19 protein-coding genes and 1 pseudogene are annotated in these 23,049 nt (G+C 59.2%); 15 read left to right on the top strand and 5 right to left on the bottom strand.

Translation table 11 applies throughout. From position 1 onward, the window contains the following. A partial coding sequence (locus tag IQ26_RS33070) for a transposase (protein ID WP_208760267.1) occupies window positions 1-140 on the top strand: 140 nt, incomplete at its 5' end. 326 nt (window positions 141-466) lie between these two features. Here the strand turns inward: IQ26_RS33070 and IQ26_RS33065 are convergent. After that, a complete protein-coding gene (locus IQ26_RS33065; RefSeq protein ID WP_208760266.1) occupies window positions 467-1,522 on the bottom strand; it encodes a cytochrome-c peroxidase in 1,056 nt (351 codons plus the stop codon). Window positions 1,523-2,108: 586 nt separating this feature from the next. Here IQ26_RS33065 and IQ26_RS33060 point away from each other — a divergent pair. Then, window positions 2,109-2,573 carry a Ros/MucR family transcriptional regulator gene (locus tag IQ26_RS33060; protein WP_145722558.1) on the top strand — a complete coding sequence of 155 codons (465 nt, stop codon included), beginning with the start codon at window positions 2,109-2,111 and terminating at the stop codon, window positions 2,571-2,573. Between the two features lie 252 nt (window positions 2,574-2,825). Here the strand turns inward: IQ26_RS33060 and IQ26_RS33055 are convergent, their stop codons facing one another. Further along, complete coding sequence (locus IQ26_RS33055) at window positions 2,826-3,038, bottom strand: cold-shock protein (RefSeq protein WP_095495993.1); 213 nt, start codon at window positions 3,036-3,038, stop codon at window positions 2,826-2,828. Between the two features lie 205 nt (window positions 3,039-3,243). Here IQ26_RS33055 and IQ26_RS33050 point away from each other — a divergent pair, with 205 nt between their 5' ends. The 8 genes from IQ26_RS33050 (at window position 3,244) to IQ26_RS33010 (ending at window position 15,508) form a co-directional block, all read left to right on the top strand. Further along, the gene (locus tag IQ26_RS33050) at window positions 3,244-3,492 is read left to right on the top strand and encodes a hypothetical protein (RefSeq protein WP_145722557.1); all 249 of its coding nucleotides are present in this window, start codon (window positions 3,244-3,246) and stop codon (window positions 3,490-3,492) included. A 598-nt stretch (window positions 3,493-4,090) separates the two neighbouring features. Further along, window positions 4,091-5,566, top strand: coding sequence for an acetyl-CoA carboxylase biotin carboxylase subunit (locus IQ26_RS33045; protein ID WP_145722556.1), 1,476 nt, complete (start codon window positions 4,091-4,093; stop codon window positions 5,564-5,566). 1 nt (window position 5,567) lies between these two features. Beyond that, on the top strand, window positions 5,568-6,071 hold the full coding sequence (locus IQ26_RS39305) for an acyl-CoA carboxylase biotin carboxyl carrier protein subunit (RefSeq protein WP_156090967.1): 504 nt from the start codon (window positions 5,568-5,570) through the stop codon (window positions 6,069-6,071). Window position 6,072: 1 nt separating this feature from the next. Further along, a complete protein-coding gene (locus IQ26_RS33030; RefSeq protein ID WP_145722553.1) occupies window positions 6,073-7,680 on the top strand; it encodes an acyl-CoA carboxylase subunit beta in 1,608 nt (535 codons plus the stop codon). A gap of 329 nt (window positions 7,681-8,009) precedes the next feature. Next, window positions 8,010-9,545 carry a class I adenylate-forming enzyme family protein gene (locus tag IQ26_RS33025; RefSeq protein WP_145722552.1) on the top strand — a complete coding sequence of 512 codons (1,536 nt, stop codon included), beginning with the start codon at window positions 8,010-8,012 and terminating at the stop codon, window positions 9,543-9,545. A 1,332-nt stretch (window positions 9,546-10,877) separates the two neighbouring features. Continuing rightward, window positions 10,878-12,188 carry a M16 family metallopeptidase gene (locus IQ26_RS33020; RefSeq protein WP_407660273.1) on the top strand — a complete coding sequence of 437 codons (1,311 nt, stop codon included), beginning with the start codon at window positions 10,878-10,880 and terminating at the stop codon, window positions 12,186-12,188. A 4-nt stretch (window positions 12,189-12,192) separates the two neighbouring features. After that, window positions 12,193-13,587, top strand: a complete 1,395-nt coding sequence (locus IQ26_RS33015) for a M16 family metallopeptidase (protein WP_145722551.1) — start codon at window positions 12,193-12,195, stop codon at window positions 13,585-13,587. A 445-nt stretch (window positions 13,588-14,032) separates the two neighbouring features. Next, window positions 14,033-15,508 (top strand): NAD-dependent succinate-semialdehyde dehydrogenase, encoded by a 1,476-nt coding sequence (locus tag IQ26_RS33010; RefSeq protein ID WP_145722550.1) that lies wholly within the window; start codon window positions 14,033-14,035, stop codon window positions 15,506-15,508. A gap of 484 nt (window positions 15,509-15,992) precedes the next feature. On the opposite strand, the gene IQ26_RS33005 is transcribed toward IQ26_RS33010, so the two are convergent. The 3 genes from IQ26_RS33005 to IQ26_RS40730 form a co-directional block, all read right to left on the bottom strand. Next, window positions 15,993-17,333, bottom strand: a complete 1,341-nt coding sequence (locus tag IQ26_RS33005; protein ID WP_145722549.1) for an ISNCY family transposase — start codon at window positions 17,331-17,333, stop codon at window positions 15,993-15,995. Between the two features lie 222 nt (window positions 17,334-17,555). Continuing rightward, window positions 17,556-19,040: a radical SAM family RiPP maturation amino acid epimerase gene (locus IQ26_RS33000; RefSeq protein WP_162458143.1), complete on the bottom strand. Its 1,485-nt coding sequence runs from the start codon at window positions 19,038-19,040 to the stop codon at window positions 17,556-17,558. A 297-nt stretch (window positions 19,041-19,337) separates the two neighbouring features. Further along, on the bottom strand, window positions 19,338-19,637 hold the full coding sequence (locus tag IQ26_RS40730) for a Nif11-like leader peptide family natural product precursor (RefSeq protein ID WP_240547350.1): 300 nt from the start codon (window positions 19,635-19,637) through the stop codon (window positions 19,338-19,340). A gap of 299 nt (window positions 19,638-19,936) precedes the next feature. On the opposite strand from IQ26_RS40730, the gene IQ26_RS32990 reads away from it, so the two are divergent. The 5 genes and pseudogenes from IQ26_RS32990 to IQ26_RS32975 all read left to right on the top strand — a co-directional run bounded on the left by IQ26_RS32990 (window position 19,937) and on the right by IQ26_RS32975 (window position 21,877). Beyond that, a complete protein-coding gene (locus IQ26_RS32990; RefSeq protein WP_167522721.1) occupies window positions 19,937-20,401 on the top strand; it encodes a mobile mystery protein A in 465 nt (154 codons plus the stop codon). Window positions 20,402-20,406: 5 nt separating this feature from the next. Beyond that, on the top strand, window positions 20,407-21,000 hold the full coding sequence (locus tag IQ26_RS32985) for a mobile mystery protein B (RefSeq protein WP_145722547.1): 594 nt from the start codon (window positions 20,407-20,409) through the stop codon (window positions 20,998-21,000). A gap of 127 nt (window positions 21,001-21,127) precedes the next feature. Then, window positions 21,128-21,295 (top strand): hypothetical protein, encoded by a 168-nt coding sequence (locus IQ26_RS39575; RefSeq protein WP_162458142.1) that lies wholly within the window; start codon window positions 21,128-21,130, stop codon window positions 21,293-21,295. 23 nt (window positions 21,296-21,318) lie between these two features. Beyond that, window positions 21,319-21,447: pseudogene (locus IQ26_RS39570) on the top strand (integrase); the annotation flags it as partial. Window positions 21,448-21,667: 220 nt separating this feature from the next. Beyond that, window positions 21,668-21,877: a hypothetical protein gene (locus tag IQ26_RS32975; protein ID WP_145722546.1), complete on the top strand. Its 210-nt coding sequence runs from the start codon at window positions 21,668-21,670 to the stop codon at window positions 21,875-21,877. Window positions 21,878-23,049: the final 1,172 nt, after the last annotated feature.

Raw genomic sequence — 23,049 nt, 5'->3', positions numbered from 1 at the left:
CGCTGCGTTTGCGCCTCATCAAGATCGCTGCGCGGGTGGTCGAGATGAAGACGCAAATCCGCCTGCACCTGCCGACATCCTGCCCCGACCAACGCATCCTGCGCATCGTCCTCGATCGCATTCCGCGGCTCGCGACATAACGATGGGGCGCAGACGCCCCGAAACGAACCCGCCGACCGCAACCTGCAAACCCCACCTGCCATCACGACGGATCACCGCCGGCGCCTGACGCGGCTCGCGGAAAAGCGCCCAACAGCGGCCACATCGCCGCTTCAGGCCGCCAAAACCTCATCGCCGTGCATCAAGGCGGCTAGCATGATGCCATCGCAATGATCTGGCGACGGAAGCATTGTCTGCACTTTGGGATCATACAAGGCGTTGCCTTCTCAAGGAGGTCGCGATCGTCTCTTCCCAGTGATGGTCGCAATCATTGTTGATTGCGACTTCCGTAGCCAGCTCCGGCCATTTATTTCCCTAAGATCTGCGATGCAGGTCGAGGCGTTGTCGCCGTTTCGGCGGGTAAGATGGGCAAGACGACCTCCGGTACCTTTCCGGTCAGCGAGTTAAGGAAGGCAACGAGCAGGTCGACTTCTTCTTCCTTCAATTCTTCGCCGAGCTGGGTGGTGCCCATAATGGCCACGGCCTGTTTCAGATCCCAAACCTTGCCCGAATGAAAGTATGGCGCGGTGAGTGCTACGTTGCGCAGCGGCGCCGCGCGGAAAACATAGGAATCGTCAGCTGTATTGGTGACGGCAAAGCGGCCCTTATCTTTTTCCGGTAGGACGTCGGCGCTGGGCTTTTCCATAAGGCCGAATTGGTAAAAGTCCTGCCCACCAACGTTCATACCGGCATGGCAGGACGAGCAGCCTTTGTTCATGAAAAGCGTCAGGCCCTGTTTCTGTTCGGAAGTCATGGCGGCGTCATCGCCATTGAGGAAGGCATCGAAGGGGGCCGGCGTGACCAATGTCGCCTCAAAGGCTTCAACTGCCTTGGCCAAGTTGTCGAAGGTGACGCGATCGGCCCCACCCGTGAAAGCTGCATTGAACCAATCGACATATTGCGGCATCGACTTGAGCGTGGCGATAACTTGACCCGGTGTGTTGGCCATTTCGACACCGGCTTGGACCGGTCCCTTGGCCTGAGCCTTCAGGTCTTCGGCGCGACCATCCCAGAACTGTGCGATGTTGAAGATAGCGTTCAGTACCGTCGGCGCGTTGCGGGGTCCCTTCTGCCAACCATGGCCGATCGAGGTTTCAAGATTGTCGTCGCCCCCGGTGGCCAAGTTGTGGCACGAATTGCACGACAAAACGCCTGACGCCGAGACGCGCGGATCGAAGAACAGTGCCTTGCCGAGGGCGATCTTCTCCGGTGTGATCGGGTTGTTGGCGACTGCCGGCGTGGTGGATGGCAAAGCCTTGAAAGTGGCCAGTGCCGTTTCTCTGAGGTCGGCGGGGATCGGTTCCGCAGCAAAAGCGGTGGCTGCCGGCAAGGCGACAGCCATCGTAGTGAATAGCATTTTCATCAATGATCTCCGAGCGTTGTGCACGGAAGCCATTGTGGGATATGCGGTTCGTGAATGCCCTGCGCTAGATCAACGGCGGGAGAGGACCGGGCCTGACGGCCAGACTTCGATCGGGCCTGCGATCGAATGGCGGAAGCCGCCACCAGGCTGTGTCCATCGCTCCGACCGTGGATCCCAACACGTGGCCGGCGCCATCGCAATTTGCTCGCGCTGACGGCCTGGTTGGTTCCTTGGGGCGTGGCGACGATCACCATGACAATGCCAAGGCGGAAAGCATCATGGAGACCAAGAAGGTCGAAGCCGTGTATCCGATGACGTACGAAGCCTTCAGCGGCGCGAAACACCGTCGGCTTTTTCATTTTGCAAATTCAAACGGAGGGATCGAGAATCAAAGCAAACTCCGACCCAGTTACGGGACAGCCAACACCGAGCGGATCAAAGTGCATGACGGTGGGATGCGGCGCTATAGACCTCGATGCTGGATGAGCATCGCGATATCCTGTCGAGACAATTGTTGCGTTCAGCGGCAGGCGCCACTATGAAGCAACACTTCGCCGACTGTGTTTTCAAGCCGCCCGGAGAGATTATGATAGAAGAAAGCGACAAAAACATCGACACCCTCATCGAGCTCACCGCCGATGTTGTCTCAGCCTATATCTCCAACAATCCGGTTCCGGTGGGGGATCTCCCTGCTCTGATCGGCCAAGTGCATGCGGCTCTGAAAGGCACGGCCGGAAGCGTGTCCGCAGAAGAGCCGCTGGTCGTCAAGCCTGCAGTCCCGATCAAGAAGTCGGTGACAGCGGACTACATCATCTGCCTTGATGATGGGAAGAAGTTCAAATCGCTAAAGCGCCATCTGTCGACCCACTATAGGGTGACGCCGGACGAATATCGCGCCAAATGGGGCCTGCCGGCGGATTATCCCATGGTCGCGCCGAACTACGCCGCAGCGCGCTCGGCATTGGCCAAGACGATGGGGCTCGGCCGCAAACCGAAGGAGCCGGAAACGCCGGCGCCGGCGAAGCGGACCCGCAAGAAGGTCGCGGCTTAATTTCGGCAACCGAGATTCGTTTTGGAGTGCGCTGCTGCCATTGGCATGATCTGCGCGGAACATGAAAGGGCGGGGAGAGCTACCCCGCCTTGTCTTTGCAGACAGCCTGGTTTCAGGAATTCGCGACGGCTTGCCGCAATCTGCTGCCCCGATTCTCCGGTCAAGCCATGTTCTCGTCCACTCGTATCGAGCGGGTCAGCCCATCCGGGACGTGCAGCGTGCTTCCGGCTCTTGCGGGACGCAGCCGAAAAATCAGCCAGCTTTGCTGAGGCTGCCGGCGGATGACTTGCCAGTGCGGCGGTCCTGTTCGATTTCATAGTTGATCTTCTGGCCTTCATTGAGGGTCGAAAGGCCCGCGCGTTCGACAGCTGAAATGTGGACGAAAACATCCTGACCGCCATTGTCGGGCTGGATAAATCCAAATCCCTTGCTGCTGTTAAACCACTTCACTGTTCCGGTCGCCATATGCGTATTCCTTAATAACAATTGCAACGTGGGCAGGCCATTAGGCCAGTCCGATTCATAGCCGAGACTTTAGGCAAGCAACAACGAAAAATTGCAGGGCCCGGCTCGATCTGCTGATGGTGGCTCGCGCCACTGGTCAACGGCCGGGTGGTTCACGTCGCCACCTTAGTGCATAACCCTGGCGAGGGTTTGAAGGAGTTCGGAATTGGATTGTTTCGAAAGGATCGAGGCGTTAATCGATGCGGCCAGTGCGGATGCGACCGATAGGGCGCGCGTTTTGCTGGATCAGTTCGACGACAAGTCACAAACAATCGCCCAAGCGATCGACGACTTCCTGCTTGATTTGATGACCCTGGTGTTTGTTATAGAAAGCACCCAACAGATGTTCCACAATCCGGCGCGGCGGTTGGCACACATGAAATTGACCAGGGTCAGGCTGTTGTTGGCATCATAGCCTTGAGCTCAGAGCCGGTCCCGGTTAGCATCGATCTGTTCGTCGGGTAACCAGCGCGCAAAAACTGCCTGCATGCGCGTGCAAAATTCCGTCGCCTCCTCAGCCAGCGGCGGCTGCAACTCCTCACCTTTCCAGCATTGCCGCCCCGATCGGAAAAGGAAACGTTCAAACAGCGCACTCGGCGTGGCGCCTACGCAAAAGGCCCCTCTTTGTCGCCCACTTAACCACCCAGCACCGAAGAACCCGATCGGCGGAAATTGTTACGGTTTCTGCTTGTCCCGACGACTGAACGGAGAAGAAAAATTTCTGACCCAAACTGCCCAAACTGCAAAGTGTGCTTTCGGCACTTTCGCAGATGGCGAAGCAGTTAGATGTTCTGCCTTCAATCGGGGCTGCGCCGGATCCTAGCTGCGCCAGGCTATAATGAGCGAAGTCCGTTTCCGCTGCCGAAAAATGGCTATGCAAACAACGTGCGATTTCGGCTCTCGAATGGCAGTATCTAGCTTGAATGATTGGCCCAACAGCTTGAGGCAGGCCGCCACCTAAACTGCAAATAACGACAATACGACCCCAGCTCTGTTCCTGAAAAAATAGGATAATGCGAAAATTACCCTTTGATACAGTCCTGATCGCCAATAGAGGCGAGATCGCCATACGAATCATCAAGACGCTGCGCGAGCTGGAGCTGCGCTCTGCAATTGTCTACCACGATCTCGATGCGGGGACGCCAGCCGTGTCAATGGCCGACGTGGCGATTCCCATAAGCGGTCGCACACCGGTCGCGGCCTATCTCGATACCGCTCAAATCATTGCTGCCGCCCACGAGGTGAACGCCGGGGCGATTCACCCGGGCTATGGATTTCTGTCGGAGAATGCGGAATTTGCTCGCAAGGTGTTGGAGGCCGGCATCGTGTTCATTGGGCCCACTCCTGAGAATATCGAATTGATGGGCGACAAGATCCGGGCCCGCAAGTTCGTTCAGCGGAATGGATTTCCCGTCGCGCGTTCGGCGATCGAAGAGGATGATCCAGCAACGTTCATTTCCCGCGCACGGTCCATTGGAGCGCCTTTGCTGGTGAAACCATCCGCCGGCGGCGGCGGCAAGGGCATGCGGATCGTGCGCGACCTCGATGCATTGGAACACGCCATTGTGCAGGCACGCAGTGAGGCGCAGCGGTACTTCGGAGATGCTCGGCTTTACGTCGAACGATATGTCGAAAAGCCGCGGCATATCGAAGTGCAGGTGCTTGGCGACTCCTTCGGAAATGTCATTCATTTGTTCGAGCGGGAATGCTCGGTGCAGCGCAGGTTCCAGAAGGTCATTGAGGAGGCGCCCTCGCCAGCGCTCTCCCTGGAGTTGCGCGAGAAAATCTGTGAAACTGCCGTCAACATCGCTCGATCCGCCAACTATCGAAATGCGGGGACTGTGGAATTCATCTTCGACGGGAGCGGGTTCTATTTCCTCGAGATGAATACGCGCCTGCAAGTGGAGCATCCCGTCACCGAAATGATCACTGGCATCGATCTTGTTGCCGAGCAGGTCTATGTCACGGGGGGCCACGAACTTAGACTTTCACAATCCGATATCGTCTTGGCAGGACACGCAATCGAGGCCCGGGTATATGCTGAAGCTCCCGCACGCGGCTTTGCTCCTACGACCGGCAAGGTATTGGTGCTCGACTATCCGGGCGGTCCAGGCGTACGGATCGACAGTGGCATCTTGCAAGGTCAGCAGATTACGACAGCCTTCGATTCCATGTTGGCAAAGGTCATCGTGCATTCGCCTACGCGGACTGAAGCTGCGCTCAAAGCCGAACGCGCGATGCAGGAGCTGGTGCTCCTCGGCTGCGAAACAAACGCGAGTTTCCTCGCGCGCGTCCTCGCGGACGAGCAGTTTCTAAGCGGGCAAGTCCATACTGGATATCTCGACGAAAATCCGCACCTTGCCGCTGGCGAATTTGCGTCCGACTTGTCGGCGTTCCTGGCAGCCGCCGCCCTCCTAACGCGACCAGTCCGCGATTCGGCAGATGCCGTGCCTGAGCTTCACGCGTCCCTGGGCAGTTGGAGAAACTGACGTGAACCACGTTTTAGAGCTGGAAGGCGTAGATTATCAGTTATGGCTTTCACCCTGCAAGCAGGGCTATCGCCTTCACTTGGGCGACGAAGTGACCGCCCCGATCGATTTCTGCCATCAAGGCGATGGATGCGGCATCCTTATCATTGCCGGCGCAAGAGAGCCGGTCAGGTTCGCCATCGATGGTGACACCATTCACCTGCATATTCGGGGCAGGACGAGCGTTTTGCGCTACCGAGACCCATTGTCTGCGCTTGCTCTCGCGCAAAAGCATGCAGGTCAGCTCGTCGCACGCGCGCCGATGCCGGGCGTCGTCGTTGCAACAAGTGTTTTGCCTGGTGAAGTGATTGCCGCAGGCACGGCGCTGATGGTGGTCGAGAGCATGAAGCTGGAAACCGTCATACGCTCCTCACAGAACGGCGTGGTCGACCGAGTGCACTTCAAAGAAGGCGAGAGCTTCGAGCAAGACGCTGTGCTGGTTACGCTCTCAGCGGAAGGGCATTGAGATGCAGCGGATCACTTCTCTGGTCGACGTCAAATCGCAAGAATTTCGTCTCAATGAGCTCCACAACAGACGGCTTGCAGCCGAATTAAAGGAGCGCCAGCATGCCGTGCGCTTCAACCGTCCAGAGCGGGACCGTGAGCGCCTACGGCGACAGAACAAGCTTTTTGTTCGTGAACGGGTCGAGGCATTGCTCGATCCAGAAACTCCGTTCCTCGAAATTTCGACACTGGCTGCGAACAAGGCTTATGACGGCGAGGTGCCTAGCGCAGCGCAGGTCGTCGGCATCGGTATTGTAGCGGGTCGCGAGGTGATTGTTCACGCGGATGACGCGAGCGTGAAGGGTGGCGCGTGGTATCCGCTGTCGGTCAAGAAAATCGTACGGTCTTTGGATATAGCAATCGAAAATCGTCTGCCCGTTGTTCATCTTTGCGACTGTGGTGGAGGATTCCTGCCTTTGCAGGCGGAGTTCTTCGCCGATCGCCACCACGCGGGCAGAATCTTCCACAACCAAACCATTCTCTCGAAGATGGGCGTGCCGCAAGTCGCCATCGTGATGGGCCATTGCATTGCGGGAGGGGCCTACGTCCCTGCGCTAAGCGAATACAACATTATCGTGCAGGGAAGCGGAGCGATATTTCTCGGGGGCCCATCGGTCGTGAAAGCTGCGACCGGCCAGCACGTGTCTGTCGAAGAGCTCGGCGGCGCTGACATGCATACCAGCGTATCGGGAACGGCTGACTATCTCGCGAACTCAGAGATGCACGCGATCGCCATCGCCCGCGACATCGTCGCCCGTTTCAACCGTATCGAGAAAGCGCCGATCGATCGAGTCGCTCCGGAACCGCCTGCATATCCTGCGTCTGAATTGTACGGCATAATTCCAAAGGATCCTCGAGCGCACTTTGAAATGCGCGAGATTATCGCCCGCTTGGTCGATGGCAGCCGGTTCCACGAATACCAGCCACGCTACGGCCGATCTCTGGTGTGCGGATTCGCGCGCCTTCATGGATATCAAATCGGTGTTCTTGCGAACAATGGCGTTCTGTTCGGCGACAGTGCGCTGAAGGGCGCTCACTTCATCCAATTGTGCGACATGAATCGGACGCCTCTGTTATTCCTGCAAAATATCACCGGCTTCATGGTCGGTCGCGACTATGAGCAAGGTGGCATCACGAAGAATGGCGCAAAGCTCATCATGGCCATGTCTGGGGCGTCGGTGCCTAAATTCACGATCGTTTGTAACCATTCTCACGGAGCAGGAGCATTCGCCATGGCAGGGCGAGCCTTCGACCCGCGTTTTCTGTTCACCTGGCCGCAGGCTCAGATTTCAGCCATAGGGACCGATCAAGCGACGCGAGTCCTGACGGACATCAAGGCAAAGCAACTGGCCGTCGACGGTAGGCACCTGTCCGAGCAGGAGTTGGAGGCGATTCGAGAGTCGATTTCAGAAGAATACAAAGAGCGGTCGAGCGCATACTACGCAACCTCTGAGATCTGGGACGACGGGATTCTTGATCCCGCCGATACCAGAAACGCGCTCGCAATGGCCGTGAGTGCTTCGCTCAATGCTCCCATCGAAACGCCGCGTTACGGCGTCTTCAGAATGTAGTGTTTCCGATCTGTCAAAATGGACATTAGGCCTATTGCGGCCGCTCGCGGACACCGGGACCGCACTGGCGGTGACCTCGCCCAGACGAATCGGTCGAGCAGGGTCGTTTGCGGAAGGGGCGATATGTGATGACACGTAACCGCTGATCAGTCTTGGCTGAATAGCCGATGATATGAAACGCCTGCTATGCCTCAACCTTTCCACCAACCGCGAGAGTAATTGCGACGGGACTGCGCGTTAAAGGCAGACGAGGTAATCGAGACCCGGAGTGGCATCGTCCGCGTCGGGAGAGAAGCTCTGTAAGGGCCCGGACAGAAGGATGGCTAACGATGGACCTCTGCACGCTGATAGACCGCAATGCGGCGTTTGCTCCCGACAAGCCCGCAATCCGGTTCGAGGGCGAGACCTTGAGCTACGCCGCCTTAGGCCAACGCATTGAGCAAACCGCTCGCGCCCTGAACACCGGGCTCGGAGTCAATAAAGGCGACCGCGTGGCTATCCTCAGCCTAAACCGACCTGATTATCTGGTTCTCCTCTATGCCTGTGCGCGTATTGGCGCGATTTTGGTGCCTTTGAACTGGCGGCTCTCCGTGGCTGAGCAGCTCTTCATCTTGTCCAACGCCGATGCAAAGGTAGTAGTGGTTGAGCAGGCCTTTGCGGCACTTCTGCCGCCTCTGGCACACAGGCTGCCCGACATCTTCGTCGTCGGTTTCGACTTCGCTCCCCCTCGCGGGAGTACATGGGGCAACCTGTTGGACCAAGGCATTGGCGATGGCCGCAACCCACATGCCGACTTGAGCTGTCCGCTTATGATAATCTACACTTCTGGCACTACCGGACGGCCGAAAGGCGCGGTCCTACGCCAAGAAGCATTGCTCTGGAATGGGGTGATGAGTCAGCACATGCATGCCCTGACTTCGGAGGATCATGTGCTGTCGGTATTGCCGTTCTTTCACGTGGGCGGGCTCAACATTCAGACTACTCCGGCATTGCATCATGGTGCGACGGTCACGATCCATTCCCGGTTTGCACCAGACGCGACACTTGCTGCCTTCGAGCGCGATCGGCCAACGCTTACGGCATTGGTACCGACGACCATTCAAGCGTTGGCAGACCACGCCGAATGGTCGACAACCGATCTATCGTCCTTAAAGGCTGTTTCGACCGGCTCGACAATTGTAGCTCAACATTTGATCGAGCGCGTTACCGCGCGAGGGGTACCGGTACTGCAGGTCTACGGCTCCACGGAAACTTGTCCCCTCGCCATCTATACGAGGCTCGGCGGTGATTTTTCGCGCGAGGGGTCGACTGGCCTACCGGGACTATGCTGCGAAGCGATCATCATCGACGACGCTGGCAAGGAGTTGCCGCCAGGCGCCCCAGGCGAGATCGCGGTGCGGGGCCCCAACGTCTTCCATGAATATTGGCGCGATCAGCAAGCGACCCGAGAGGCGCTGCGTGACGGCTGGTATCACACTGGCGACCTCGGTCACCGCGATGCCGACGGTTATTTTTGGGTCCGTGATCGCAAAAAGAACCTGATCATTTCCGGCGGAGAAAACATCTATCCGGCGGAAGTCGAGCGTGTGCTTAACGAGCACCCCGATGTCGCAGAATGCGCTGTCGTCGGCCGGCCGGATCCGCGTTGGGACGAAGTGCCGGTCGCCTACGTGATCAAGCGGGCGGGGGCTCGGATCGAAGCAGAAGCACTGACTGCCCATGTGCAGTCCCAGGTCGCCCGTTTCAAAGTCCCGCGCGAGTTTATTTTCACCAAAGAATTGCCGCGAACGGCGTTGGGCAAAATCCAACACTCTATTCTGAAAGAGCTCGATGCGAGACCAAGCCAGCAAAGAGGCAGCAGTTGAAGATCGGGGCCTTTCGCGATGATAACGTCCCTTTACGGCCACAGGTGAACTTGCGATTCAAGATGAATGCGGCTGTGACGGTGCTATACGAACCCGGTCTCGGCGAAAGGTTCGGAGGCTATCGCCTGTGAGTCTGTCGCGAATTTATATTTTGGACGTGAAGCGTAATATTGAGCGCGCTGCTCATGCCGCCCCACCAATCGCCGTTCGGCCGTCGATCGGCTTTTACCAAATCTCGACCAGCTTCAGCCGCGGGCGGGATCAGCAAAGGGCGTCGCGCAAGGCCGCTTCGTCCGCGCATCCGCCGATATATGATCAATTAGCCGCAATGTCTCAGCGTCCTGAGGATGGCGATTGCGGTTTCGTGGTCCGCTCCGGAAATTGAAGAAGGCACGCCGATGGGAAACACGCCAAGAGCAACTCCAGGCGCTGCCTTGTTTTGTTGGTTTTTCAAAACGGCTAGGCGCTCTCTGTCGGCTTGGGTCCACGGCCCAGCGTCTGGCAGCCCCGCGATTTTGTCGCGAGGTGTACCCACATTGCTCGCAATCCGGAAAGCTTGGACAACTCCGACAACGGATCAAGCACTTTGCCGAGGCCAGACCCGGCGATGCCACGCTCTAGCCAGGTGCGGTTGAGCGCCTCCTTGAGGTCGGGCTGCCAAGCTCCCCTCGCCTCTCCGCCACCTCAACTGCGAATAGCCTGGCGGCCACCTCCTCTTCCCTACCGGGCACACACTGCTCGTTCAGCGTCGACCTTGGCCTGCCTATCGAGGAAAGCATCCTGCGGCGACGAGCATCGTCTCCATTCCAACCCTCTCAGTGCCGCAGTGAATTCGAGGCGCATCCTGTCTCCCTCCGCGGCAGCATGCTCGATCGTCTCTTAAGGTATCGTCCCAAGCCGCAAGCGCTTCGCGTTCGGCGAGGTCCGATGTCCGACAATGTCGGATACGCAACATAGCAGAGCCCGATTTCTCACATTGCCTCCAACGGTTTTCTGATTTGGCACGGTACATGCGTGGTCATCCGCAAACGCGTCACTGACCAAGGAGAACTCATGATCACCTCACCAAAAAATACAGCCGCGGGCCTCCCAGACCCATCCGAAGATGACGCTCGAGCAAAGCCTGGCAAGATGAAGACGGTTGCTCATCTGGCTCAGCGCTGCCCACCGATCCACCTTCAACCACCAAAAGGAGAGACGCGGACGCAGCGCCTTCAAAATGAGGAACAAATCACTTTGCCTCAAACCTTGCCTGTCGACCCGCCACCACAACGGGAGCCGTCGATCGAACCTCGGTCTCACTGGCTGCGCAGGGCATTCAATGCGACCGCGTTGGTCCTCGCGACGACCGCTCCGGTTCTGGCCGCCAACGATGACGGCAAGGTGACGGATTTCCTGCTCGACAACGGCATGGAGGTGGTCGTCATCCCCGATCACCGTGCGCCGATCGTCAGCCATATGGTGTGGTACAATGTGGGCAGCGCCGATGAGCCGCCGGGCCAATCTGGCATTGCCCATTTCGTCGAGCATCTGATGTTCAAGGCGGCGACGATCAACCATGCCGCCGGCGAGTTCGACCGCGCCGTGGCCGAGATCGGCGGCTCGCATAATGCCTTCACCGATTACGACTACACCGCCTTCTGGGAGACGGTGGCGCCTTCGGCGTTGGAGCAGATGATGAGCTTCGAGGCCGATCGCATGTTCAACCTCACCTTCACCGACGATGATATCAAGACCGAGCGCGACGTGATCCTGGAGGAGCGGCGTTGGCGTACCGAGACCGACCCGAAGGCGGTGCTGGACGAGGAGGTCAACGCCACGCTCTGGCTGAACCGGCCCTACCGCATACCGGTCATTGGCTGGATGCAGGAGTTGGAGAAGCTGAACTGGACCGACGCCTTCGCTTTCTACGACCTGTATTATAGGCCTAACAACGCCGTTCTGGTGGTGGCCGGCGACGTCGAGCCGGAGACGGTAAAGGCGCTGGCCGAGAAGACGTATGGAAAGGTTGTGGCGGGTCCTGGTTTAGCCCGCATCCGCCCGGTCGAGCCGGAGCAGAACACCAAGCGCACGGTGACGCTGGCCGACGCGCGCGTTTCGGTGCCCCGCTTTTCCACGCAATGGGTGGTGCCGTCCTATCATACGGCCGAACCTGGCGAGGCCGAAGCGCTCGACCTCCTGGCCGAAATCCTCGGCGGCAACAACCGCAGCCGGCTCTACCAGCAGCTGTTGGTGAAGCAAGGCATTGCCGCCGAGGCCGGCGCCAATTTCGGGGGCACCATGCTCGATGCCACCAGCTTCACCATCTACGGCTCGCCGCGCGGCGATGCCAAGCTCGCCGATCTGGAAGCGGCTGTCGACGCGGAGATCGCCCGCATCGTCAACGACGGTGTGACCGATGACGAGCTGGACGAGGCCAAGGACCGCAAGGTCCGCTCGGTGATCCTCGCCCGCGACAACCCGGCCCACATGGCCCTCATGTATGGCGCTACGCTTGCCACCGACGGCAGCGTAAAAGATGTCGAGGAATGGCCAGACCGCATCCGCAAGGTCACCGCCAATCAGGTGAAGGCCGTCGCCGCCCGCTATCTCGTGCCCGACCATTCGACCACCGGCTATCTCTTGCCTAAGACGGAGAATTGATGTGATGACGAACCAACACCGCCGCGCCTTCGCGCACGCCTTGCCTTCTCCCCTTCTGGGAGAAGGGAGGGCCGCGCGGCTCGTCACCCCGCTGGCCATCCTTCTCCTCGCCGTTCTTTTCCTCATCCTGCCGGCGCTCACCGCCCGTGCGGCGATGACCATCCAGGAGGTGAAATCGCAAAAGGGCATCACCGCCTGGCTGGTGGAGGACCATACGGTGCCGATTGTCGCCATCCGCTTTGTCTTCGACGGCGGCACCACCCAGGACCCGGTCGGCAAGCAGGGGCTCGCTCATCTGATGACCGGCCTGTTCGCCGAGGGCGCCGGCGATCTCGACAGTGATGCCTTCCAGGTGAAGCTCGACGATGCCGGCGCCGAGATGAGCTTCGAAGCGCAGCGCGACGGCATTTATGGCTCGATGCGCATGCTTTCCCTGCGGAAGGACGCCGCTTTCGATCTGCTTCGGCTCGCTGTCAACAGGCCGCGCTTCGACCAGGAGCCGATCGACCGCATCCGTGCCCAGATCCTCTCCGGCATCAGCGCCAGTGAGCGCGACCCCAAGGCGATCGCCGAGCGCAAATGGCTGCGCGCGATCTACGGCGCGCACCCCTATTCGAGGCCGGACGTAGGGACCAAAGAGAGCCTCGCCGGCGTCACGCCGGCCGATCTCGGCGCCTTCCACAAGGCCACTTTCGCTCGCGGCGGGCTGCATGTTGCCGTGGTCGGAGACATTGACGCGAAGAGGCTGAGTGAAAAGCTCGACCAGCTGTTCGGCGAATTGCCTCAGAAGCAGACGCTCTCCCCCGTTGCCGATATCGATCCCAAGCTCGGCCAGCAGGTGGAGGAGAACTACGACCTGCCGCAGACCTCGCTCCAGCTGGCCTGGCCTGGGGTGAAGCGCAGCGCGCCGGACTACTTTGCCGTGGTGTTGATGAACGATATCCTCGGCGGCTCGCCCTTCACGTCGCGCCTGTGGGAGGAGGTGCGCGAAAAGCGCGGCCTTGCCTATGGCGTCGGCTCTTATCTGGTCGATAACGAGCATTCTCATGCGCTGCTGGTTACAACGGCGACACGGTCGGACCGCGCCGCCGAGACGCTGAGCATCTTGCGCCAAGTGGTGAAGGAGCTGGCGGAGAAGGGGCCGACGGAGGCCGAGCTCGAGGCGAGCAAAAAATATCTGATCGGCGCCTTTCCCATCAACCATCTGGATTCCTCCAGCTCGATTGCAGCCACGCTGGTCGAGTTGCAGCTCGATAATCGCGGCATCGACTACATCCAGCGCCGCTCCGCCCTCATCGATCAGGTGACGCTCGAACAGGTCAAGGCTGCGGCGAAGAAGCTGCTTTCGGCCGAGCCCGCCATTATGGTGGTCGGCCCGCCGCTGGGGGGCAAAGGATAAACCCAGGAGCCCATTCGTCCCCTTGTCTCCTTGTGAGGCCTTTTCGCGTGTGGAGTGAAGTCCGGTTCGGTGGGCTAGTGAGGTTTTTTAAAGGCCCGCGGAGCGGTTTTGGAGGGCCCTGCAAGGCATTTGCTGGTTCAAGCAGCCGACTCGTCTGATTGTCGCCAGCCTCTCTTCGGGTGGATAGAGGACGCTGGCCGTAGTCCGCACATTGTAGGCCGCCACCAGCATGCACTGCGTGCGGGTGGCGAAGCCGACGTCCGATTTTTTCGCCTAACGAGGGTCGCGAGCACCGATTAGAGAATTCAAAGTATTTTCCCTTTCCAGTTAGATACGGTGGTCTACCAGCCGTCTGGCCGAGGCCCTATAAGGAACCCGGCTGTGGGGAATACATACCAACACCCTGCCGACATAAATGTCCGCTGCGTTGAGGAGGAATCCGGTATTGCCCCTGTGCCTGCCGATGATCCGCCACCTGAAATCCCCCGACCTGTTTGGAGCCATCGACCGCCTGCCGGCACTTGTCACGCCTGGTAGCGGCCGGACATTCGAGGTCTTCAATCCATCGACCGGCGAAGTGCTGGCAGAACTCCCCGAGATGGGCGCGGAGGAGGCACGCGCTGCGATCGACAAAGCCTATATCGCGCAGCCTGGATGGGCGGCGTTGACCGCACGTGAGCGCAGCGACGTTCTGTGGCGATGGCATCAGTTGATCGTCGACCACGCCGGCGATCTCGCCGCGATTCTCACCGCCGAGATGGGTAAGCCGCTTGCGGAAGCCAAGTCGGAGGTATCGCATGCGGCGGCGTATCTACAATGGTACGCCGAAGAGGCCAATCGCATCTATGGCGAGACGATCTCGGCACCGTCGACGGACCGCCGAATGCTGGTGATCAAGCAGCCCATCGGCGTCGTCGGCACGATCACGCCATGGAATTTTCCCGCCTCGATGGTAGCGCGCAAGATCTCGCCGGCCCTAGCGGCGGGCTGCACGATCATCCTCAAGCCTGCTGAACAGACGCCGCTCGTGGCTGGCGCAATGTTCGCCCTCGCCCACCGGGCTGGGTTTCCCGAAGGCGTCGTCAACCTGATCTATGCGTCCGAAGGTGATGGCGTCGGCCGTGAACTCTGCACCAACCCCAAGGTCCGCAAGATCAGCTTCACCGGCTCGACCGAGGTTGGCCGGCTGCTGATGCGCCAGTGCTCGGACCAGATCAAGAAGGTCAGCCTCGAGTTGGGCGGCAATGCACCTTTCATCGTCTTCGACGACGCCGATATCGACGCTGCGGTTGACGGAGCGATCCAGGCGAAGTTCCGCAATGCCGGCCAGACCTGCGTTTCGGCGAACCGCCTTTATGTCCAGTCGCGCTTTCACGATGAGTTCGTCGAGAAATTCGTGGAGAAAGTCCGGCGCCTATCGGTTGGCGACGGCTTCGCTCTCGGAGTGGACATCGGACCGCTCATCGACAAGCAAGCTCTGGCCAAGATCGAATCCCATATCGCCGATGCCGTCGCAAAAGGCGGCACAATTCGATGCGGGGGCAAACGCATCGGCACGAACGGCACTTTTTTCCAACCGACGGTCCTCGCCAAGGTCTCCAGCGAAATGACTGTGGCGCAAGAAGAAACATTTGGACCCTTGGCTCCGATCATTCGCTTCGAAGATGCGGATGAGGTGGTACGTGAGGCCAACGACACGATTTACGGCCTCGCCGCCTATTTTTATGCCTCAAACCTGAAGCGTGTCTGGCGTGTAGCCGAGGCCTTGGAATATGGCATGGTGGGCATCAACACCGGACGCATGTCCTCGGAAGCGGCACCCTTCGGCGGGATCAAGCAGTCCGGCATCGGGCGGGAGGGTTCCCGCCATGGCCTCGAGGATTACCTCGAAATGAAATACCTTTGCATAGGCGGCATCTGAAGCGTCCGCTTGCGCGGTTCGCAGATCGGTTATCGAGCAAGCGAACATGTGAATGTAGGACGGCTCCTCGATGGGAGCCGACGGGCGGCTCGGCAACCCGAGCAAAGGCGCTAGAGGTATCTCTCGACGAGACCAAGCGTCTGCATTGTCGACGATGAGGCCTTGCGAGCGATCCGGCGGCCCTCGCGGACTATTTTCAGGCGACACGTCTGTCGTTTACGCGGGTCTGGCTGGCAACCTGTCCGCTGTCGCGATCATGAATGCCGGTTGTGCGCAAAGTCGGGTTTCTAGTTTAGTTTCCGTCCATAAACGCGTATATTTTACCGCGTTTACAGGCACTTACCCTCGTCCGGAAGCGATTGTCGGGGCGTGGGCAGGCGAGCGCGCGCTGGTTGTCGGCAAAATGTCGTCACGGCGCGCGCGGCCGTACATGCCGCGAGACCGGCGTCAGCCGGTACCACGCATTCCAAACAGCGGACCGGCGTCAGGTCGGCTTGAGGCGTGTAAAGAGGACGAGGTTGTAAGCCACGATTGAGGACCAGACATAGGTCTTGAAGTGGTCAAAGCCGCGCCAGGTGCAACGCGCCAAGCCATAAGCGCGCTTGAGGCATGATATTCCGGCTTCGATGCCGGCGCGGAAGTTGCGTAGCTTGCGGTAGACCCAATTGCTTCGGACCATGTCCTCGATCCTGAGGCCGGCTTTCTTGTGGAATGCCATATCGCGAACGCCCCAGGCCTTCGCTTTGGCCAGGTTGTCGCGACTGGCGAAGCCGCCATCGGCCGCCGCCTGCAGCGGTGCTTGACCATAGAAGGCGATGTGGCGCTCCAGCATCGGCAGTAACCGATCGCTGTCGCGCGGATTGCCCGCCTCGATCACCAGATCGAGGATCATGCCGCTCCTGCCGGTGATCAGGTTGAGTTTATGGCCGTATTCGACGTCACGGCCGCCTTTGACGATGATATCGGCATGGGGTTCGAACAGGCTGACCAGCTTCTCGCTGGCCGGCACCGGGTCGCCGGCCAGCACCCGCCGCTCGCTTTGTGTGATGATGCGTTCGATCAGCGGCTGATAGTGACGGACCTGGGCCTGCCATAGTTCGATGAGCGGATCGCTCGCCACGGCCAATCGCTCGGTCGTTTGCTTCAGATATGCCAAGGTCCCGCAGGCGATCGCGATCAGCTCACGGTAGAGTTGGACACGATTGGGTCGACCACGTGTGAACTGGATCTTGCGAGCGCGCTTCTTGGCCGCGCGGCGATGATCTCGCCATGCCAAGCTGGCATCGCCGACCAAGGCATCGGCTTGCTTCAGCAGGCGCACCATGATCCGCACCGCGTCCCACAGCAGGCTGCTGTCGCTTGGCTCATGGATCGGTGCTGCGGTGACAGTGCTGTCCAGCCGCACGACACTCCCATCTTCGAGCTGCGTCTGCTGGGCGCTCGACAGCAGTGCCCGATTGATCTCTTCCCAGGTCCCAGGCCGGATCGCGCTGATCGTCTTTTGCAGCACCGACTTCTGCGGGCTCCATGACCACGGCAGCCGCGCAAAAGCCCGAAACGATGCGGAGTCCTCCAGATGGAAGGCCAGCTCCTGATAGCTCAGTTGGCGGTATTGCTTGAGGAGCGCGCAGCGCAATACCGCTTCGGCCGGCAGCCCTTGCCGTCCGGTGGCCTTGACGCCACGTCGACCCAGATCTCGCACCACCAGACCAAGCAGGTCGCGATGCTCATCCAGCCACTGCGACATCGCCTTCAACTCATGGCCGATCTCGTGCGTGGCGAAAAGATCGAATATACTGGCTTGGACGGTGCGTTCTTGGCGCATTGTCGGCTCCGGCGGTAGCAGGCCTTTGGAATCAGTGGCATGAGACCAAAGTTTACCTGAAACCGCCGGGCTTTGCCCGCGCAAAGATACGATTTACCAAACAAAATCAAGAGTTTGCCGTTTATGGACGGAAACTAGTTTAGGGGCAGAATGGGAATGCTCGTCAGATGGTTCTGTTGCAAATCTTCGTTGAGCCGAAGGAGGATGAGATGGCGGGCCGTGCTATGCGGCGGCAAGGCTGTCGAGGTCCTCTTCGATCACCCCGGCCGCGTATAGCTGATCGAGCAGGTCGGCGACTGCAAGGGCGCTCGCTCCGTCCGTCGTGACCCGCATAATCAGCTCCGAGGCTGTACAGTTGCCGCACGCGATTAGATCGCCAACGGAAATCGGAACGACCTCGTCGAGCACCCGGTGTTCAATGTTGCGTGAGCGGAGATGGAAGCACCGGTTCCCTGCCTCGTATTGCAGGTCTCCGCGGAAGCGGATCGGTAGGTTGGGAGGTGGGCTTTCGAGCATATGCTCGTCGATGATGCTCTGGAGCCCCTCGCGGAACTCGTCGGGCGTCCTGAAGAAACGTTGACCCACGGTTCGGTACCCAAGAGGCCAGCGTTCGCTACCAGGTACCGGCGTCACCAGTTGTAAACGTCCCTGCAGCATATTTACGAGGAAGCCGGAAACACAGGCGATCGTCGTGGGATAGCCCTCCGGCAAGGCGATTGCATCATCTTTGTTGGCTGCCTTGAGTTTCTCCTTCCGCGCGCGTGCGCGCCCGGTGAACGCCTTTGCGGTCGGCGCCTCCTTGCCCTGCAGGATGAGTTCGACCCCCATCAGGTCCTCGGGCGAAAACGCCGCGTGAATCTGATTGAGATGGTTCGTACTTAGCACAGAGAAACGATTCGTCACGCCACCGTAGCGTTTGAACAGTTCGAGCACGCGCCTGGTGAGTGCCTGATCCTTGAGCGGAGCGGCCGTCGTCGTTTGTGGCAATGTGCCCGTGATTTGATGGTAGTCGAACAGAAAGCGGTCGTAGTCCGGGTTATCGATTGGATCTGTGGCCCAGTAGCAGAAGCCAGTGCGGGCTGCCGAACCAAACATCTCGCTCGCGACACCGACCACGCCGCGCCAAAGCTCTGCATGCTCCTCGCTATATTCATAATAACCCTTGAAGCGGTCCGCCGAGAGGCCACAGAACCAGCAACCGACGGTGCAGCCTTCGCTCAGCTCGAAAGCGAGGATGGGGTGCGTGATCGACGGCGCCAATTCGCCCAATTCGTCGTTACAGCGCCGGATTTGGCGCTCGCGCCAGGCATGAAAGCGAGGGTTGATCATCGACATTTCGCCTTGGTCGCGCAGGAGGTCGCGATGGCGCAACATCTCGCGCATATACTCGTCCCACATCATAGCCAGCGGCCACGGGGCAGACTCCGGCTTGAAGCAGTATTTCAGGTAGTCACCGCACCAGAGCGGCAGCATCTCCATTGGGTCAACTTCGATGCCGTAGCGCTCTGTTACCGCTCGAGGGGCGTCGAGGTTCTCCAAAAGCGCCGTGCGGAACTCCCTGTCACCGGCCAGCCGCTCCATGAAGCGCTTGACGTGTGACAACGTGCGCCGTTCCTCCGGCGTGCGCCGGTCAAAGATTTGTTGCCAGTGTTCGCCCCGAGGGCACAGGTGAGCCCTTGAAGCGGCCCGTTGTAGGCCTGATGGCATGATCTCATCCTCGACACGGTTTGCTTTCATGTTACTTCAGACCGGCTCGTCCGAGCCAATGCGGTTAGAGCTAAAATTACATCAGGTCGCGACAAAAACAACAATTACAACAATTATAACGACTGCGGCGACGCTAGTCTTTTCCCTAAGTTGCACAGGGCTCATGGGTACATCCGTGGCGGAATTAGCCAACGCAGTAGTCTGTACAAGATTGCTCAAGGCCGAAGCGCCAGAACAACGCTTGTGTCCCGTAATCGCGCCGAGCTTCTTACTAATTGATTTCTGTCGTCTGTTCGATCAGATGTAACTTTTAACCTCCTCAAGCGTGATGTTGTAGTCGAGGCTCTTTCCAATCGCCACAATCGATGCAAGCCCTCCAGCGCGTTGTTTGAGCCTTTCAAGCAGACTGCCTTTTTTGCCTAAATCGTTGACGAATCGCTCCAAGTCAGTTCTCGGCATAGCTAATTCCTGCCTTTGCTCAATGTTGGCAACTATCCATCTCGCTCTCATAGGCGATCGGATGATGGTGCCGCGAACAAGCAAACGCCGTACCAACCTCAGAATTCCTGATTTTGCGCGTTGTCTGACCGTACGCATTGTCAACTTACCGACATTTTGGGTTCAGAACCGACAATTGGCCGCTCCAGAAGCAGGATCCGGACCTCGTCATCCGTCCGGCAGGGTCCACCTCGTTCGGCAGGGCCCGCGCGCAACGACGGATCGCGGCCCCACTCGCTCCAGACTTAGTTACAGGTACGACGGTTCTCGTGTGATTAGCACGGGCTGCTCATTTATTCGTGCCCACTTTGCGTCGATAAAACCATTTATATATGATCATTTTCGCTTTATTTGCTCATTTTTTTATGCTATTTCATCCCGACGATGGACATATATTCATGAACGCGAAGCAGGCTGCGCTCGCGCGCAAACAACTGGAACGACGTCTCGCGCCGCTGCGGGAACTAAAGCTCCCTACTCCGCCTCGCGGTTGGATGAAAGCCATCCGTGAAGCTCTGGGCATGAGCACCCGGCAGCTCGCCACTCGCATGGGCGCAGCCCCCTCTCGCATCCATGCCATTGAGAAGGCGGAGGTTTCAGGCGCGACGACGATCAGGACCCTTAGGGAGGCGGCGGCGGCAATGAACTGCACGTTCGTCTACGCCTTCGTTCCGATCAAGCCGCTAGACGACATCCTTCGCGAGCGAGCAGCAGAAAAGGCGGGACAGGACGTGACTCGCCTCGATCATACCATGCGGCTGGAAAATCAGGCGTTGCTCAAGGCGGACCTGGAGGACGAAAGCCGCCGTCTCATCGATACCATTCTTGCCGACTCGCCACGACGCCTGTGGGAGGATGACTGATCCTGATGGAAGACGATCCTCTGTTCCAGGATGATGACGAAGCGAATACGCCGCTAAACGCCGAGGAGCGGGAGCAGCTCATTCCCTCCTACATCACGCTACGGCATGAGCTGAACGAGGCCGAACAGGTCAACATCGGCGAAGGCTTGCGCTGGGCGATGTCGCGAAGGCGCAATGTCCTCGACCAGAAGTTCTTGAACGAGCTGCACCGCCGAATGTTTGGCGAGGTGTGGCGTTGGGCGGGACAGTACCGCACGACGGCCCGGAACATTGGCATCGATGCTTATCGCATCCCAATGGACGTCAGGCAGACAGTCGACGATGTGCGCCATTGGGTCGAGCACGGTGCCTACCCACCCGACGAGATCGCCGTCCGGTTCAGCCACCGTTTGGTTGCCATCCATCCCTTCCCAAACGGAAACGGACGGTTTTCCCGTCTGGTCGGCGACCTGCATGCTCGCCAGCTTGGACGACCACCGTTTAGCTGGGGCCGGGCAAACCTGGTCGACGCTGGCAAGACCCGGGCCCGCTATGTCGCGGCGCTCCGGGCGGCCGACAACCACGAGATCGAACCTTTATTGGCGTTCGCGCACTCGTAGGCGCGTCGCCACGACGACCAACGGGAGGACGATGGACGGTGAAGACTTTTACGCAGTCGCAACTGCAGGCAATCGCGGATGCGTTGGGAGATACCACCTATGGCCTGACGGATCGGAAATCGGGCATTTGCTGGCAACGGTCAAGACCGCTGATACCGACCCGCAGATGACCAAGCGTCATAGACTGTACGACGCGTTCTTCGCCCGCGAACCGGAGCGCTTCGAACCGATGCGGCTTAACCTCAACCGAGCCCCAGCGTTCGCCGGGCTGGCGTGGGGGCTACAGGCGCGTTGAACGCGGTCGAGGCGGCACATTCGATGATCGACCGCCAAACCACGGCTCTCGACGCACTAGATTCCGTGCTGCCGTTCGACCGCCGCGACTTTTTGGCCGGCCTTTTGACCGACGACGTCGCGACCCTGCGCCATCTTGCGAGAGAAGGCATTCGGTCCCCAGCCGTTTCGGCTCAAAACGATCCATCTGTGGCTGTAAATGGCCACCGACACCGCAAAGTCGCGCTGCCCATCAGTGCGACGCGGAACTTGCTCAGCAGGGCCTGGCGCTGCAAGGATCGAGGCGTGTTGTGGCGCGAACGCAGTACCTATCGCGCACCCTGATCATATGTTCGGATTGGCCAACAAATGGTAAACGCAGGAGCGCGCATTAGTGGAAACCAGGATCATCGACAGCCGAGATGATTTCGCGCAATGGGCAATCGATCGGGCGAATGCGATCCTGACGGATCAGGGTTCAGAACTCGCCACCGCCGCCCGCAACGGAAACGAAGCCCGACTCGGTAAGACAGCACAGGCGCTCGGCCAGGCGATCGTCGATGCGCTGCTTGAGGCGTTCGATGGTCTCGCAGGCGACGAATGAGCCGCCGGCTTGGCCCGCATGACTGCTGTGGCAATGCAAACGGCGGCCGGCATGCAGGCTCAAACAGCCCTTGTGAAATCGACTAGGGCAAGCTCCGGAGAAGCGTTTCCGAGACCTTTAACCGCCCTTCCCTTCGATCGCCATTGTCATCCAGGCCGAAACTTTCCCGTCCCGGACGCGATCCGTCAGGTTGCGCAGATATGGTCGTGGAACCTTCGCGCCTTCTGCCGGCGCTACCACATGCTGCACGATAAGCCCGAGCACCTTCGGCAGCGCGACATAACCTACAAACGCCTCCTGGCTCTCGGCGACCTGTCCAACGGCCCCTATCGTTCCTGACCCTACGTCATTTTAATAGTGGCAAGCCTTGATTCTCGACATGTCCTCGCCTGGGCGGACTGGGCGAGTCCTTTGACCGGATGGTGCTTAAACCAACAGATCGACTTTCACGACGGATACTCTCCACTGGCGTGGCACAAGCGGACCCAACCCACTTGGATAGAGCGATCCTTGCGCACCGCGGCGTGTGCAGGAGGCACCCAGGAGGAGACGTCTAGGTAAAGAGAATATAGCCTGATCCTACTCTCCGGAAGGGTCTGACTTAGCGCTGCTGCTCGGCCTGCTCAGGAAGCATTCTTATCCGCAAGCCTTTTTTCGTCGGAAGCTCGGCAAGAATGTCGGAAGACCGACAAAAAGGGGATGAGGGCCAGGCCGCCGGTGTGGAGAACCGGTGCAGCGCAGACTGTATGCCAATTCGGCACGCATTTTGCTTCGATAATTCTGTCACCGGCGGACGCAATGGCAGATTTCCGATCGGCCGCAGGGAGCGGTTTGTGACGAAGCGCTTCTTGCGGCAGCCATGACAGGCGTATCCGCCGCCGGGTAGAGTCAGTGGAGGTGAAACAGCATTGTGGAGGGCATGCTGATACGCGGGAGTACGTGCGATTCCGGGGCGCGATGGGTCGAGCTGTGGAAGCGATCATCCCCGTGGCGATAAGCGAAAGCAAAAAATTCGGAGTGGCTTCGCCACCACCTACCAGCACACGCACAACAGAATCTCGATCGGTCCAACTGCCGGCCTTTACATCATGAGCTCCTCAGAAGCCGAAGAGCGCTCAAGTCTCGACCTTCTTACCGAATAGTTTGCGACAGAACCCGAGATCGACACCCGG

Source organism: Mesorhizobium tianshanense, from assembly GCF_007830515.1.
GTDB lineage: Bacteria > Pseudomonadota > Alphaproteobacteria > Rhizobiales > Rhizobiaceae > Mesorhizobium > Mesorhizobium tianshanense.
Note: the sequence above shows the minus strand (reverse complement) of the source record. Positions and strands in the feature narration are given on the sequence as shown.

What these genes read in the sequence shown, in the direction of transcription:
- IQ26_RS33065 (WP_208760266.1), bottom strand. Translation starts at nt 1,522, where the DNA reads ATGAAAATGCTATTCACTACGATGGCTGTCGCCTTGCCGGCAGCCACC.
- IQ26_RS33060 (WP_145722558.1), top strand. Translation starts at nt 2,109, where the DNA reads ATGATAGAAGAAAGCGACAAAAACATCGACACCCTCATCGAGCTCACC.
- IQ26_RS33055 (WP_095495993.1), bottom strand. Translation starts at nt 3,038, where the DNA reads ATGGCGACCGGAACAGTGAAGTGGTTTAACAGCAGCAAGGGATTTGGA.
- IQ26_RS33045 (WP_145722556.1), top strand. Translation starts at nt 4,091, where the DNA reads ATGCGAAAATTACCCTTTGATACAGTCCTGATCGCCAATAGAGGCGAG.
- IQ26_RS33030 (WP_145722553.1), top strand. Translation starts at nt 6,073, where the DNA reads ATGCAGCGGATCACTTCTCTGGTCGACGTCAAATCGCAAGAATTTCGT.
- IQ26_RS33025 (WP_145722552.1), top strand. Translation starts at nt 8,010, where the DNA reads ATGGACCTCTGCACGCTGATAGACCGCAATGCGGCGTTTGCTCCCGAC.
- IQ26_RS33015 (WP_145722551.1), top strand. Translation starts at nt 12,193, where the DNA reads ATGACGAACCAACACCGCCGCGCCTTCGCGCACGCCTTGCCTTCTCCC.
- IQ26_RS33005 (WP_145722549.1), bottom strand. Translation starts at nt 17,333, where the DNA reads ATGCGCCAAGAACGCACCGTCCAAGCCAGTATATTCGATCTTTTCGCC.
- IQ26_RS33000 (WP_162458143.1), bottom strand. Translation starts at nt 19,040, where the DNA reads ATGCCATCAGGCCTACAACGGGCCGCTTCAAGGGCTCACCTGTGCCCT.
- IQ26_RS40730 (WP_240547350.1), bottom strand. Translation starts at nt 19,637, where the DNA reads ATGCGTACGGTCAGACAACGCGCAAAATCAGGAATTCTGAGGTTGGTA.
- IQ26_RS32990 (WP_167522721.1), top strand. Translation starts at nt 19,937, where the DNA reads ATGAACGCGAAGCAGGCTGCGCTCGCGCGCAAACAACTGGAACGACGT.
- IQ26_RS32985 (WP_145722547.1), top strand. Translation starts at nt 20,407, where the DNA reads ATGGAAGACGATCCTCTGTTCCAGGATGATGACGAAGCGAATACGCCG.